General features: G+C 43.6%; 4 protein-coding genes. 2 read left to right on the forward strand and 2 right to left on the reverse strand.

All coding sequences use genetic code 11. The features are described from left to right. Positions 1-512: 512 nt before the first annotated feature. Both AAFP11_RS00825 and AAFP11_RS00830 read right to left on the reverse strand, forming a co-directional pair. Positions 513-1,427 (reverse strand): DUF1822 family protein, encoded by a 915-nt coding sequence (locus AAFP11_RS00825; RefSeq protein WP_341735295.1) that lies wholly within the window; start codon positions 1,425-1,427, stop codon positions 513-515. Between the two features lie 25 nt (positions 1,428-1,452). Then, positions 1,453-2,052, reverse strand: coding sequence for a hypothetical protein (locus AAFP11_RS00830; protein WP_341735296.1), 600 nt, complete (start codon positions 2,050-2,052; stop codon positions 1,453-1,455). A 296-nt stretch (positions 2,053-2,348) separates the two neighbouring features. Here AAFP11_RS00830 and AAFP11_RS00835 point away from each other — a divergent pair, with 296 nt between their 5' ends. Beyond that, positions 2,349-3,032: a hypothetical protein gene (locus AAFP11_RS00835; RefSeq protein WP_341735297.1), complete on the forward strand. Its 684-nt coding sequence runs from the start codon at positions 2,349-2,351 to the stop codon at positions 3,030-3,032. Positions 3,033-3,483: 451 nt separating this feature from the next. After that, a complete protein-coding gene (locus tag AAFP11_RS00840; protein ID WP_341735298.1) occupies positions 3,484-16,863 on the forward strand; it encodes a DUF4114 domain-containing protein in 13,380 nt (4,459 codons plus the stop codon). The last annotated feature ends 47 nt before the right edge of the window (positions 16,864-16,910 follow it).

Here is a 16,910-nt window from a genome sequence, read left to right on the forward strand (position 1 = left end):
AGAGGCTCTGCCTCATGGGATGGAAGAAGAGGCAGAGCCTCTGGATCTGCGTTACTAGGCAGAGCCTAGTAACGAGGAAAGCCTAGTAAATCTTATGTTTGTCTCGTTTCCAGGCTCTGCCTGGAAATGCAGATCTAGAGGCTCTGCCTCATGGGATGGAAGAAGAGGCAGAGCCTCTGGATCTCCGTTACTAGGCAGAGCCTAGTAACGAGGAAAGCCTAGTAAATCTTATGTTTGTCTCGTTTCCAGGCTCTGCCTGGAAATGCAGATCTAGAGGCTCTGCCTCATGGGATGGAAGAAGAGGCAGAGCCTCTGGATCTCCGTTACTAGGCAGAGCCTAGTAACGAGGAAAGCCTAGTAACGAGGAAAGCCTAGTAACGAGGAAAGCCTAGTAACGAGGAAAGCCTAGTAACGAGGAAAGCCTAGTAACGAGGAATGTAATTTTATTCTCAGTCCTCTTAGGAGGACTTTAGCTTTGAGGCAGGGGTTTTAACCCCCTGCCTGACTACAAACTACAAACGAAAAGATTGCCTGATATTTGCATCTCCTAACACGATATTAATGCTGAACAATTCCCTTAAATCTGGAGTAAATTCAAATTTAATAACGTTGTCAGCTTTTCTCGATTCTACCTGATAAAGTAGCTCCTCTGACTCATTAATCAGCATCAACTTTAACCCTGGTGGCAAATAAGTTTGGTTTCCCATTGGATGCACTGCTATCTCAATCTTCACTTCTAGCTCTGGTTCTGGGGGGAGACTGACTATTAGTGCTACGGAGTGTTCTGCTAGTTGCATTCCCAGGTCTATTTTATGACCGCGATCGATAGGTAATGCGTTGTTGCTTCTAAAAGAGCGAAACTGAAATTGTTTTGGGTTTAATAGCTCGTCAATTACTTGCCAGCCCGCATCAAAAACTTCATCGAACCAGTTCATTAAGTTAATTGGTTTCAGTTGTTTGATTCGATTCATGTATATGAGCAAATCTTCGAGGGAATTCATTTCATCCAGAGGTACTTGTTTAGCTACTTTTCTGGTAAATCCTAACAGCGTTGCTTGTCTCAAAGATTGGTCAAACTGTACGGCTACATAACCAATTCTGTCTCCCCAAGCATCGTAGGAAATCTCACAAGCGTCTGCATCTGGCAAGACGGGACAGCATTCTATTTTTCCTATTTGTTTAACGTGTAAATCTGCTACATCCATCAGTTTCAGCATTAATGGATTGCGACTGTCACTAACAGGCCAATCTGTCTCAAATCCCATGCAGCGCAGGTAAGAATCTACTGCATACACTGCGAGGGTATTGAGATAAACTTGTTTGAATTTTTTAGGACTGGATTGTTTGCCACACTGTTGGGCGATTTCGTGCGCTTCAAAGGATAGTGGCACTGTGAAAGTTATGGTTTCAATCATTTTACTCATCATTAATTTCTCCGCTTCCGCTCAATTCCTACTGTAATTTATTACGAATGTAATCTGAAAAATTCCGCAAATTTCGATCGAAAAAACTTTGGAGTGTGGAAATGCTTTTGTCAAACTTTTGAGATATAGTCTCCCATTTTTCATCATCTAATCTAGCTAAAGCTATGACTTGCCAAGTGATATCGGGACGACCTCTCATAGTTTTATTTCGGAAAATATTGTCTGGATCTTCTTCTATTAATTCCCGTAGTCTTTCGGTATCTTCAATTTCTTCTTGTTCAAATTTTTCTAATTCATCTAAACGTGGAATTCTTGTTTCTCTTCTATATCGATCGCACACATCTCTAAATCTAAAGTTAAAGAAGTAATTCACCCAAGCCATGACTGGTTTTTGTGAATCATAGATGTCAATGTTTTGACAGATGTATTCAACTATTTTCAACCGGGCTTCGCTGTAAATGTCTTCGTAAAAAAGATGACGAAGGTTATCGTCATTTATGGGGGGACGAGTAAGTCTGTTATGACGGTAAATTTGGTCTATCAATTTGGTTAATGCTATCTGTCGCTCTTGGCTTCCGGCTGGGTGCTGTTGAGCTTCTAGGGCTAGCTGTCGAAGTATTTCGTCCATCGGGCTCTCCTCACTCCTCTGGGCATTTTTATGCAGTTTGGTGAAACCTCTATTTATATTTCGGATATCGTCGGAAGTTTTTACGCATTTCTGGGGAAATTGTTACAAAACTTTATGTTTTAGGGGTTTTGGAAAAAAGTTTTGAGGTTTGCGGAAAAAGTTTGGGTGGATTTCGTAAGTAGGAATAGGGGGGCGATTTCCTGGGGTATGGCTTTGCTGGCGCGGGCTTTTGGAGGAAAGGGCGATCGTCCTTCTGAAATATTGCCATTTTTTACTTTTTCAGGAGAATCATTTCTATGGCTACTGTGAAGAAATTATCAATGATTGCGATCGGAGCAGCAGTTTGGGCTGGAATTACCAATCCAGTAAGTGCAATTACGCTGTCTATTGGAGGTACATCAGTTCCCGGACAAGGGCAATTCTCTAGCGTAGCTGAGGCAACAACTATTAATTTTGAGTCGGGTGCGCCAACATCTGGCCCTGCTATTTACTCGGCTCCTGGTGTCGGCCCCACTGTTGTTTCAGGCAATATCGCCTCTGTTTTTTCTGCACCTGGGGATGACTACACGAAATACCTTACAGTTGCACCATTTGGCGATTGGCGAGGAAATAATCCTGTCACAATTAGCTTTACTGAGAAAATTGATTACTTTGGTTTGTACTTGAACTCGTGGGATAATTATAATAGCATTGCTTTCTACCAAGACAATACTCTTCTCAAATTGTTGACTGGCAATGTTTTTGTAAATAACAGCAATTTTTACGCGAACTTTTTTGCTGATAAAAACGAGTCTTTCAACAAAGTAGTTCTAGCTTCGACTGCTCCTGCATTTGAGACTGATAACCATGCTTATCGTGTTGCGGAACCTGTTCCCGAACCGACTACTGTGTTGGGTAGTTTAGCTTTTGGTGCTGTTGTTTCTAGTTGGCGGATGAAGCGGAAGCAGCAACAAAAAGTTTTGAATTCAACGGTTGCTTAATTTGAGATATTTCACTTCGTTTTAGTCCGGCAGGGGTTTAAAGTTTTGCCTCATAGCGAAAGTCCGGCGGGGGTTTAAACCCCCGCCTCATAGCGAAAGTCCTCTGAAGAGGACTGAAGAATTAATTAGATATTTCCCATAAAAATATCTATTATTCTGGTCACGTTCAGGTGAAAACAGAAATTATACCCATGTCTATTAGTCCTCTTTAGAGGACTTTAGCTATGAGCCAGGGAATTAATTCCCTGGCGGCCTTTCGGGTGAAGTCGAGACTAATAAACATCTTGCGATCGCCCGTTTAAAAAAAGTTCCAAGATTTGCGGAAAAAGTTCTATCGAATTCCGTAAGTAATAACAAGAGGCCGATCGCATTTTTGGCAATATTGGCTTTGGCTTAATTTGATTTTATTGTATCATTTTTTACTCAATCCTAGACTAGGAGTGCAATTTCAATGGCTACCACAAATGAAGTTTCCAGCAACCAGCTCATCGATGTTTTGATAACTGACACTTTACCGGGAAGTGCAGCCAAAAATTCCATCCTCAATCCTTTAAGCAGCAGCAACAGTCAAAATATTGGCGGTAGTCCTTTGATAGCTGATACCAAAACTCAGCCGATTATTGAACCAGAAAAGCTATTGAGTTCGACAGACACGCTTAACTCAAAAAATGCGATTGCGGAACCCAATAGCAAAAAAATAGATGATTCATTAATTGTTTCGGACACTCTAAAAGGCGGTTTAAGCGGCTCACCCAGCACCAGTATTAGTCAGAAAACTCTATCTTCCAGTCCTGGTACAGATGTCAAAGATACCCTGACTGGAAGCACAAAAGATGCACAGTTAGTTGTGATTAAAGGCGACAGTATTACAGCAACTGATTCCTTGACTAATCCTCAGAGTGTGGAGAAGATAGCATCTGATAAAACTCCCACTACCTTAGCGGAGAAAGAAACTAAGTCGGAAATTGCGATCGCCCCAAATACCTCTGTCACAGAATCCAAACCAGCAACGACTACCTTAGCTGAAAAAGAAACTAAGTCGGAAATTGCGATCGCCCCAAATACCTCTGTCGCAGAATCCAAACCAGCAACGACTACCTTAGCTGAGAAAGAAACTAAGACAGAAATTGCGATCGCCCCAAATACCTCTGTCACAGAATCGAAAACCACAACGACTACCTTAGCTGAGAAAGAAACTAAGACAGAAATTGCGATCGCCCAAAATACCTCTGTCGCAGAATCCAAACCAACAACGAGTTCAGAACCGATTAAATCCGACAAATCGACAACAGAACAACCAGCCACTACTGTCGCTGATATCAGCAAGGATAGCAAACAAAACTCTACATCCAGCAGCCCTGAATCAGACAAAAAAGTTGCAGAAAAAACTGAAGTTACCGCAATTGAAACACCAAAATCAACAAATACAATCTCGCCTAAGCCAGAGATATTAGCAGCAAATAACCCTTTTGTATCTGGGAAGTTTCTGGTTGATTCAAAAGGTCAAGTGGGCATAGATTTTGTATTTGACGGTGGCTTGTTTCGGGGACAGCTAGCCATCTTCAGCCTCAAAGGTATGGAGAAGTTTGTACCGGGTTCAGACGAATTTATTAAAGAAACAGCTTCGAGAGCACTTAGTAACTCTGCAAAAGGTCATGTAGTGATTAATGATTTGAGTGAAGGTGCAAAATTTACGGGTAATTTACCAGAAGGCAATTCTAATGAAGGAAGTTACTTAGGAGTTAAGACTTTTGCGATGACTCCGGGTGAGGAATTTGGGGTGATGTTAGTGCCGAATGGGACTGTACAAGAAGTTTTGAATAATCCGGCGATCGGAGGAAGCAAACGTCCTTTGTTTTCTATGGCTACGGCGAACCCCAATCAGGCGTTTCAGGTAGGACAAATTGCTGATGTAACAGGGGATGGAAACACCTTCGCAATGGAGGATATGCGAGTCGATTTGGGAAGCGATCGCGATTACAATGACTTCGTGTTTCAGGTACGGGGTGCGAAGGGTAATGCGGTTCACTTGAATGATGTGATTAATCCTGATAAAGATTGGCGCAAAACGGACATGGGTAAGGCTTTGATTGCTTATGCTAAGCCCTACGTTGAACTGAAGGTAGAACCGAAAAAAGAAGATGCAAAACCTGTAAATAATAATGGATCTGGTTCAGTTTTAGATGTTCCTATTCCTGATGTTGCAAGTGCTTCAAAAGATGAGGATAAAAAGGCGATCGCACCTGTTTCTCCTGGTACTGAATCTGTATCGAAAACCGAAGTTGTTACTTCAGATAAGGCTGTAACGCCAGCGGTGAAGATTGAAGAGGAAAAAAAGGCGATCGCACCTGTTTCTCCCGCGACTGAATCTGTAGAGAAAACAGAAGTTGTTACTTCAGATAAGGCTGTAACAACTGCGGTGAAGATTGAAGAGGAAAAAAAGGCGATCGCGCCTGTTTCTCCTGCTGCTGAATCTGTCAATAAAACTGAGGTTGCTACTTCAGATAAGGCTGTAACGCCAGCGGTGAAGATTGAAGAGGAAAAAAAGGCGATCGCACCTATTTCTCCTGCTGCTGAATCTGTCTCAAAAACCGAGGTAAAAACTTCAACAAAAATCACGCACGAGGGCTCAGAAACCGGGTTTTTCTCGACAGATACTGCGTCACAGCCAACAGATTTGGTAAAAAACCCGGTTTCTTCAGTCGTAGCGCATCAGTCATCTTCCGAGACAACTGTAGCGTCGGTGGTGAAGATTGAAGAGGACAAAAAGGCGATCGCACCTATTTCTACTCCGAATGAATCTGTCGAGAAAACCGCAGTTGTTACTTCGGAAACAAGTGTAGCGCCAGTGGTGAAGATTGAAGAGGATAAAAAGGCGATCGCACCAGTTTCTCCTGCGGTTGAATCTGTGTCAAAAACCGAGGTAACAACTTCAACAAAAATCACGCATGAGGGTTCAGAAACCGGGTTTTTCTCAACAAATACTGCGTCACAGCCAACAGATTTGGTAAAAAACCCGGTTTCTTCAGTCGTAGCGCATCAGTCATCTTCCGAGACAACTGTAGCGTCGGTGGTGAAGATTGAAGAGGATAAAAAGGCGATCGCACCTATTTCTCCTGGTACTGAATCTGTGTCGAAAACCGAAGTTGTTACTTCAGATAAGGCTGTAACGCCAGCGGTGAAGATTGAAGAGGATAAAAAGGCGATCGCACCTATTTCTACTCCGAATGAATCTGTCGAGAAAACCGCAGTTGTTACTTCGGAAACAAGTGTAGCGCCAGCGGTGAAGATTGAAGAGGATAAAAAGGCGATCGCACCTATTTCTACTCCGAATGAATCTGTCGAGAAAACCGCAGTTGTTACTTCGGAAACAAGTGTAGCGCCAGTGGTGAAGATTGAAGAGGATAAAAAGGCGATCGCACCTATTTCTACTCCGAATGAATCTGTCGAGAAAACCGCAGTTGTTACTTCGGAAACAAGTGTAGCGCCAGTGGTGAAGATTGAAGAGGATAAAAAGGCGATCGCACCTGTTTCTCCTGCTGCTGAATCTGTCGATAAAACTGAAGTAACAACTTCAACAAAAATCACTCACGAGGGTTCAGAAACCGGGTTTGTTGATAACAATACTTCGTCACAGCCCACAGATTCGGTAAAAAACCCGGTTTCTTTGGTCGAAGTGCCTGAGTCATTTTTAACTGAACCTCAAACAACAACTAATACAAATCAGTCAACAGCCGGAACAGATAGAACTGAAAATCCAGTTATTCTGCCAACTCCAGAAGTTCCTCAATCAAAATTAGATATTCCTGCAAATAACTCCCTGTCGAATCTCACACCGGGAGTATGGACTGTTGACAAAACAGGTCAATTTAGCTTTGATTTCCTCGTTGATGCCGGTTTTTATGAGGGAGAAATTGCGATCGTTAATTTATCGGGAATGGAGCAATATCCGCTGAATTCCGATGCTTTTAAACAAGAAGCAGTTAAACGTGCTTTAAGTAGTTCCGAATTGGGTCATGTTGTGATTCGCGATCGTCTGGAAGGTGCGAGATTTAGCGGTGAATTTGGCGAACCAAATGTTAACAGCGGTGCATACCAAGGTATCAAAACTTTTGCAATGCCTCCTGGTGCCAAATTTGCTGTGATGTTAGTTCCTAATAGCACCGTGCAAGAGATATCGGAATCTCCCAGTCTTTTGGCGGATAAAACTCCCCTGTTTTCAATTCCAGCAGCTAATCCCGATAGTCAAGGAATGCTGGCTGATTTCACTGGTAATGGTAATACTTTTGGTTGGGAAGATATACCGGGAAATCGGGGCGATCGCGATTTTAATGACTTGATTTTTGCGATCGATGGCGCGACTGCCAACGTACCAGAACTCGCAGCCAATGTCAATGCCAATACTCAATGGCTGGAGTCAAAAGCAGGTCAGGAAATTCTAAATATAGCCCTATTTAATGATAAGCCTCCTGCGATTAAACCCGTTGCAGATGTGGCATTAACTCCCGCACAACCTACGCGCACGATCGACCTATCTCAAGTATTTGTTGACCCGGAAGCTAGCACTTTAAAATATGAAGTGGTTGAGGGTAACAGTCCGTCTTTAGCTGTTAGTTTGCAGGGCAATAATTTACAACTGACAGGATTGCCGCAATCGGGGGTAACAGATGTCGTAATTCGAGCAACGGATGCGGCAGGTAATTCTGTCATTCACAACTTTGCAGTTACTAATAGCAATCTCAGTACGGAGTCAATTGCTGCTGTCAATACTGCCCTGACAGGTTTCACAAAAGTCATCAATCAAAATTCGCAAAGTTTTAGCGACGCTTTGAGTACAGATGCAGCAGCAGAATCTCTGGAAAACTTGGCAACTTTATTAGAACAATATCCCGATGCTCTCCCGCTATTTAATAACCCAGATTCTCTGGCTAAACTTGGCATAAGTGACAGCAATATTCCGACTATCAAACAATTGCTGCAAAGTCCAGAAGTAGCGGCGGAATTCGGGCTTTCAGTGTCTTTAGGAGAAGCTTTGAGCCATCCTGATTCCACGGGATTTGATGAGTTTTTGTTGAATGCTGATGAGGCGATTTCTCTGCTGCCCTCTGATGCTCAGCAGCCGAAAATTGGGTTTATTGATTTTACTGAGGGAGAACACGTTCAGCGAGTTACTTCTGCATTTTCAGCGATTAATTCTCTGGCTAATTATGATACTTTTACTGTCAATAGCGGGGATTGGGCGGAGCAATTGAGGCGGTTTGTAGATGGGGTGAAGGCCAATGGTGAAAATCGGGCGATCGCCAATTTAAGTTTCGATTTATCCCAATTAGATGATATCGGCATTACCACTCGTTACGAACTGACTCCTGAAGAACAAGCAGCGATTAAATATGCCCGCGAAAACAATGTTTTGCTAGTTGTTTCCGCAGGCAATACTGGCGGTGTAATGTCAGCTTTGGGGCAAGCTAGCAAGCAATTTGATAACATTATTACTGTCGGTGCTGTTAATCAATTTGAGTCGAAAACTGACTATTCTGCCTACGGTGAGGGACTCGATTTAATGGCCCCTGGGGGTTCCTGGGCGAACGATGCTAATGCTTTTGTCGGTACTTCGCGATCGGCATCCTATGTCACAGCCGCAGCTTCTTTAGTGTGGGCGGCAAATCCTGCATTGAGTTTGACACAAGTCAAGCAATTGTTGATAGATACGGCAGCAGATTTGAATACACCTGGATGGGATAAAGAAACTGGGGCGGGATTGGTAGATGTCAAAAGTGCGATCGATCGCGCTTTGTCACTTGAACCAAAACCCCTAGAACCAGTAAAACCAGGGATGCAGGTAAGTTTATTCAGCGGGGAAGGCCGCGTTGAAACCTTAGCAAGAGCTGCATCTGAGCCAACTCAAAAGGCGATTTCTGAGTTAGAGAAAGCCCAGCAAGATTTACTCGAACAGTGGCAAGTATTAGCAGATTTGGGTAATCCGTATCTCACTTTATCTGAGTTACAAGCTGACTCAGTTCAGAAAATTGCCGATGCTTTGAATAAGTATCGAGAAGTTAGTACGAAGGCTGGGATTACTGACGCTCACAACCAACAAAGAGTAGAAGAATTAGCCCTGGCAACAAGTCACTATCTGATTGAAAACGACCGACTGCAAAAGCTTTTGGCACAGCGCAAGGAACTTGAGGAAAGATTAGCTAAACTTGGGAAAGATAAATCGGCTTTAGAGGCAGAAACTCAAAAACTGTTAGAAGCCATTCAAGCACAAATTGCCAAAGCTGAGACAGATTTGGCTAAAGCTCAAGCTAAATTGCTCAATCCTTTTGCGAATGTTGGCGATAATTTGCAGACAGATCCCGCACCTTGGCGAGAAGCGGCAAATAAACAACAGGAATTTGCTTCTAATTTCCAAGAACAAGCTGCAATTCAAAATGCAGAAGCGACGAGATTTAGCGCAATTTCTAACAGCATTAATCCCGCCCGCTGGCAACCTGTTGGTTCAGAAAAGGGCCCATCCGGCCGCCGGCGAGAAATTTGGGGTTGGGCAAATGACCCAAACTTGTTAAAACAGAAAAATCAATCGCAATGGCAATCCCAAATTGCTGCTCAAAATTCTCAAAATTTACAGCAGTTATCACAGCAAGCAGCACAGCAGGAAGGTGCTTTAAATCAGTACGCTCAATTCCTAGAAGAAAGACCAACTAATCTCGGTGAAGAAGGTCTCGATCGGGCAGGTAAAGTGCTGCAACTTTTGCAACAACAGGCCGCAGAACAAGCAAAGATTGCTGAAAACTATACCAATTTAGCGGCTATTGCTGGGTCGCGCCAGCAACAAAATCAAATTCAAGCTAATTGGCACAATTCTCAAATTAATCGTCGGGAACAAATAGGCACTAAACGTACAGGTGGTTCTGGAAAAAATACCGAACCAGTTTATGGAAATGTACACTATCCCGAACATATTGGGCCGCGGGATATGGCTCAACAATTAGCTAATCGAGCTGCTTCGGAGTCGCAAGCTTACGGACAGTTAGCGCAACAAGCACAGCAACAAGCAAGCGCCCTGAAAGAACAGGCAAGAAAGTTAGAAACTGGCATTAAAGATTGGCCTGTTTTGAAACAGGGAATTGACTATGAAATTGCGGCGGATGCGTTACGCTTGCAAGCTGAAAAGGATTTGTTGGATTTGCACGATCCGGTACAGCGGCAAAAGTTAGAAACGCTACTTCAAGAAATTGATTTAGCCGAAAAAGAACTGCAAAGACTGGAAAATGAAAAGATTCCCGCGCAAAAGCAGCTAACAGATTTAACCGAAAATCGGTTGAAGGAAAGTCAGGCTAAGTTAGAGGCAATTCAAGCTGAGAAAGCTGAAGCTGCGAAGAATTTGCAAAACTTCTTAGAAACTGCTGGTTTCTTGTTGCCTTATCGCGAGAGGTTGTTGGCGGTTGAAAAACAAATTGAGAAGTTAGAATCCGAACAACTGGATGCGTTCAAGACAATGCTGGAGTTGCAGAATCAATTGCAGAAAAATCCTAGCGATAGTTTGCAGCAACAGTTGAACAACTGGCGAAATTATTTGCAGAAGTTAGAGCAAGAATTGACTTGGGCAAAGTTACAGCGCGACCAGTTAGCAATGGCTTTGGCTGATTCGCCGGAACGATTGGCAATAGCTAACTTAATCAAAAATCTCGAAACCGCACCCACATCTCTCAATCCTCAAGCTAAAATTGCATTCCTGAAATCGATCGAAGGAAGTGGCGCGAATTTCTTAGCTGGTTTTGATAATTTAAATAATCGCTTAACTCAAGGGAAAACCGAGCAAGCACAAACTGAGAAATCTCTGGCTGCATTCCAGAAAGAATACCGCGAATTGGGTTTGAAGAAAGCCAATTTAGAAAAACAGATTCCAGAGAAACAAAAACAAATTGCCGATAAAGATAAGGAAATTCAGGGTACGGAAAGTGCGATCGCCCAAACTAAATCTAGTTTATCGATCCCAGCAGCACAACTGACGGATATCCCAAGTGCGATCGCCTCTACAGATGCCGCAATTCAGCAGCAAAAATCAGCGGTACAAGGCTATCAAAATCAAATCAGCCAAGCCTTTGCTGCTGCTAACTCATTTGAACAGCAACGGCAAGCTAATCAAAATGCAGCTAATTACTGGAACAATCAGATCTATGTATTTAATGCCGATGCTTATCTAGCTTATAACCCTGATGTGGCAAGGGCTTTTGGCTGGAACCACGCATTAGCTTATCGACATTATCTCTTGCATGGCCGATACGAAGGACGATTGCCTAATCCACAAGCAGCCGTCTATCGAAATAATCATCAAGCTGCTGCTAATTCTTTTGCACAACAGCGAGATTTAGCTACCTCAAATGCACAACAAGTAAATGCCAGTTTGCAGCCTCAAATTTCCACGGTTCAACAACAAATAGGTACACTAGAAACAGACAAAAACCTTTTAGTTCAGCTATCAGGATTAAATACCCAATTGTCTCAACAACAACAGCAGCGGGATACTCTTGTCAAAGATTTAGAAAAGCTGAATCAACAAAAAGCTGATACAGAACAAAAACTGATTGACAAATATCGAGAAATTGAACTTACCAGTCAATACTTGGAGCAAGTTGAAGGTGAAGTCGATCGCCTGCAAAGTCGTCTCGATGTTCTCAATCGTACTGGTGTTTTACAAACTAAGTATCAGCAGGATTGGAACGCATGGCAGCAAGCAAATCAAACTCAAGTAACTGCCACTGAATCTTTATTAGCTACTCGTCAAGCTGGATCAGCAGACAGGCAACTATTGGCAGATTTGCAGTCACAATTAAAGCCAGTTCAAGAGAATTTGCAAAAAGGGCGATCGCTCCAAACATCTCTTGCCGGTACTCAACAAGCCCTCGCTTTTACCAATCTGCAAATCGGAAACCAAAATTTAGTGATTCAAAGTGCGATCGATAACGATGCTGGACTCGCAGCAGCGGAACGCTCTTTCTTGAATTTGGCTGATGCAAGTCGGCAAAAAACCTGGTATTGGAATGGCAGTGCTTGGGCTTACAATGCTGGCGAAGCTGCGGCCGCTCGCAGTCATTTGCAAACAGCTTCATTTATCGCAGATGAGCGGAACAAATTGTGGCAGCGCCGTCAAGAAGCAGCGAAGAAAATTAACGAACTAACTCAGAAAGCGGCAGAGCAACAGTCACAAATTGCCAGTCTGAACTCCCAGTTACAAGCGCTGGGAGGGATGCCGCAACTTGAGGCAGAGTTTAATGCGGTGCAAAGTGCGATCGCCTCTGTGAATCAGCGCTTGCAACCACTGCAAATTCAAGAAAATCAACTGATTCAAACCATCAAAAATGCAGCATCTCAGGCCGCAAATCTGGCCGCAGAACTGGCACAAACAACTCAATTAAAATCGACCTCACTGCGTCAGTTAATTGGTTTGGGAATGCTAGCTTCGGAATCCGATGTTGATTTCTTTGCTACACAAGTCGAGCCGCAAGTCAATACTCATTTGGAAAAATTGCGCGGTCAAGGTCAAGATTTGATTAATCAAATCGACAGCATTAATGAATTAGTTGCTGATTGGGAACAGCAACTCGCCAATACAATCGATCCGGTGAGTCAGGAATATCTGAAGAATTTGATTCAACTATCAAAATCTCAGCTTGGCAATTTAGAAGCATTGCAAGCATCGAGTCAAACTGCTGCTGATGATTTAGAAAAATTGCTGAAACAAGCAACAGAAGCGCTGCTTCCCTTGCGCCAAAAGCAAGAATTAGAAATCCGCCAGAAGCTAGAAAGCAATGAAAATCGCCTCAATGCTTTGCAGTCTCAGCTTAATTCCGAAAACGCGGCTGAGGCGGCAATTAAAGATGACACTGTGCTAGCTCATGCCCAACTTACTGACCAAGTTCGCCAAGATTTAACTAATAGCGTCACCAACACAACTCAAGAGCTATTAGAGGGCAACCCGATGACAAAAAAATTGGGTGATAATCAGCAAAAATTGTCTGAATCTGTTGATACTTTGATTGCTGAAATTGACAGTCAATTTGCTGACCCCTACGGCGCATATCAGCGGAGTGAGGCGAATTTGGAGGATGGGATTAAGACTCTTGGGGTTGTAGAAAATCGTGCGGATGCACTGGATACTGCTTTTACTTCTACTGAGGATGCGATCGAGAAAATTCAACTCCGCATCAAACAGGATGAAGAGTTGTGGCAAGAAATTGCTCCGATTGCGATGCGTTACGGTGTTGAGTCGCAGGAATTGAAGGATTATCAAGCACAAATACAGGCAATTCTAGGTTCCAAAACATCTCAGACAGAAATAGATGCAGCTACTAAAGAATTAAGAGCGCAATTCCTCAAAGAGCATCCTGAAAACGGTACGGCGATTAATTTGTTGCAAGGGGCAACTTTAGAAGGACGCAGCTCAAATCAGCACATATCCAAATTGTTAAATTCAACGGTGGATACATTGCTGGCTGCTGATGCTGTCGAAGGGCGAAATCCAAATCAAGCATTATTTGATAAAGCAAAAACCGAACAAGCCTCCCACGAAGCGCAAGGTTATGCAGCTTTAGCACAAGCAGCTTGGTACGAACAACGAGCAGCTTATCATTGGTCTGTTAGTCGCAAAAATGGGCCTTACTGGTACGAGCAACGCTGGGTTAAAAGACGCTCTGGAAAAGGTCATTGGGAGACTGTTACTCATGTTGACCATAATTGGATTCTTTGGAGTCAATATTCACAAATATTTCCCCAGTTGCGGCAACAAGGAATTGCACATCTCGCAGAAGCCGATAAATGGCGCAAGGAAAAAGAGCGCATCGAACCGCTGGCAAAACAGTGGAATGACGCAAATAATGCGGCAAATCAAGCCCAACCTCCTGTTAAAGAAGCCCGCGATTTCTTTGCACAATTAGAAGAGGCTCGCAAATCGATTCCTGGTGACAAAATTCAATTAGAATTATTAGAAAACCTGTTGCCAACGCTGAAGCAACAGTTAGAACAAGCCGAGGCGGTCGCCGCCGCCCAAAATGCTAAAGTGCAACAACAATGGGAAGACTACGATACTAATTCTGAGGAGTATCGCGCGGCTGTTGCTGATATCCTGGAACGTCGCGGGGAACTGAACAAACAAGCCATAGAAACTCAGCAAGAAATTGCTGATGTAGAAAAATGGGTTGAGCGGCAAAGTGTAGCCCTAGCACCGGAATTAGCAGGCACGAAAGCGCTAATTGATTCCCTGAAACAGCAACAGCAAGCAATTGCTAATCAAATTGCCGAATTTGTCAAACAAGGTGCTACTGTAGACGGTTTGCAAGATTTATACAGCAAAGAATCACAGTTAAAACAAACCTTGCAGCTACTAACAAATAAAGCTGCCATCCTCACCGCACAGCAAACCGCGCTGACGCAAAAACGCACGCTGTTAACAGCACAAAATGAGGTAATTATTGCCGAACAAAGGTTACTTGATGCCTACACCAAAGACCCCGATGCCGACACTAGCAATTTGCAGCAACAATTGCAAGATGCCCGCGCTGCTTTAGCCGAAGCCCAGCGGTTAGCAGAACAAGCTGAAGCTGCTAGCAAGATTCTCACCGCACCATTGCAACAATTGAAGGAAGATTTGTTGGTACAAAATGACGAACATCTCAAGCAAGCGAGGGAAAATCAAAAGATTCTGAAAGCGTTAGTAGAAGCTACTCAGGCGAATGCTAACTACACCATTCAAGCAGCACAAAAGCAGCAAGAAGTCAATAACTTTGAGTTCCAGATTTTGCAGCGATTGCAGCAAGCAACTGACGCGGGTTTCAAAGAAGCGAAAGCGCTGTTAGATGTGGCCAAGAACAACGACATGGCGACGGCGGCAGAGATTTACTATCGCGATTACAGCGACTTAGCGAGCGATCGAGGTAGCAAAAGCAGTCCTGGTTTAGCGCAACCTCAAGACCGAATTTTAGCCGATCGATACTATCAGGAAATGCTGAATAACCGGGAGTTGCAGCGCCGTTCTCAAGCACAAGCTGATGCCTTTGGAGCAGCGAGAAAAACTGCTGAAGCACAGATGAAAACGCTGCAAGCACAGCAAGAAACGGCTGCTAAAATATTGAGCGATTTGAATGACAAAATTGCCACTACCCAGGAAGAAAGGGAGAAAAAAGAACAGGAATTAGCCATTGCTCAAGCGCGTCTCGATGGCATTACTCGCATCCGCGAACAAACGGAACAAACCTTTATTCAGTTAGTAACGATCGAAAAACTGAATTTAGCCCAAGCGCAATTAGAGCAAGAAATTGCCGAATCGCGAAAGCAGGGAATTGATGAAGCAGTGCAAGCGAGGATGGAACGAGACAGACTAGAAACGGCACGTCAGAGAACAGAAACTGTTGCCAAAATCGAACTGTTGCGGCAATTGCAAGCCGAAGATAATTTGCGGCAATCGTTAAATCAGGCGCGGGGAAATCTGGGAATGACTACCCTCGAAGCAACGGACGATCCGGTGCAATTGCAAACACAATTAGCGGGACTTCTCGCATCGCTGAAAGATTTGGAAACTCAGCAGCAATCTGATTTACCAGCGGATTTGAAGGCGTTGTTAGCAGAAGCGCGGGGCGATATCCATCTGGCATTGCAAGGGAAAGAAGCGGCGAATATTCAGGAAAATCTGCTGAAGGCAATGGACGGTTTGATCGGGCAAATTGAGCAGTACAAAACTGAGATAAATCGCATCGATCTAGAGGAACAGTGGGATACTCAGTTGTTGCAAACTGCCCAAACTGATTTGCAAGGTGCTTCTCAACAATTCTTGGAAGAGTTGCGGCGGGCGGAGGAATTATCGGGTGAAAAGCAGGTGATTGAACCGCTGTATATGGAGGCTTTGACTAAGGTTGCTTATGCGGAACAAGCGGTGGATATTTCTGAGGATTTGGCTAAGCAGTCGAAGGAGATGCTGGATCAGATTATCAAGCAGCGGGTTGCGGAACGGAAGGCTCGGAAAAAGGCTTTTTGGAATAAGATATTGGGGATTGTTAGTGGTGTGATTGGTTTGCTGAGTGCCATTACGTTTTTCATCCCAGGTCTACAGCCACTTTCCATAATTCTGGGGGCCGCTAGTGCTGGAATTAATGCGATTCAATCAATCATCAACGGCGACTGGTTGGGTGGTATTTTTAGTATTGTGATGGCAGGGGTAAATGTTGTTACCGCTGGCATGGGCAATGCACTAACTAAAGGCACTCAATTAGCAATTAAAGGATTGCAATCTGTTGCTGCTGGTGCTTTTAATGGTGTTCGTTCTATGATGTCTGGTGACAATATTATGGGATTCTTGCAAATTTTAGGAGGTGTTGCGGGTGCTGTTACTTCCGGGCTTTCTAGTTTCATTGGTCAAGCACCTTCTTTAATTCAAAAAATGATGCTGCAAGTTTTCAATAGTTTGGAAAAAGTACCAACCATGATTTATAGTGGGATTAAATCAATTGAGAATGGCGATTGGTTTAGCGCGATCGGTAACATTTTTAATTCTGTTATCACTCTTGGTACAAACTTCGCTGGAGTGTTTAATAGTACGGCTGGCAAAGTATTTGAATATCTGGGCAAAATTGGGAATACTGGCTTAGCCATAGGTGGCGCGATTAAGGAAGGCAGTATTGAAGGTTGGTTGTCTGGAATTACCAGCATCATTGGGATGTGGGGGCCTGATATTGCCAAGTTGGTCGATCGGCTAAAAGGAGAACCACTTAACCCAGTTCTGGTGGGAGAAGGTGGCGATTTGGTTTCTTCTTGTTTATCTGAAAAATCAGCACCGTAGGTTGGGTTGAGGTAACGAAACCCAACATCTAACCACTCATCAATGTT

Source organism: Microcoleus sp. CAWBG640, assembly GCF_020883015.1.
In the GTDB taxonomy this organism is placed as follows: domain Bacteria; phylum Cyanobacteriota; class Cyanobacteriia; order Cyanobacteriales; family Microcoleaceae; genus Microcoleus; species Microcoleus anatoxicus.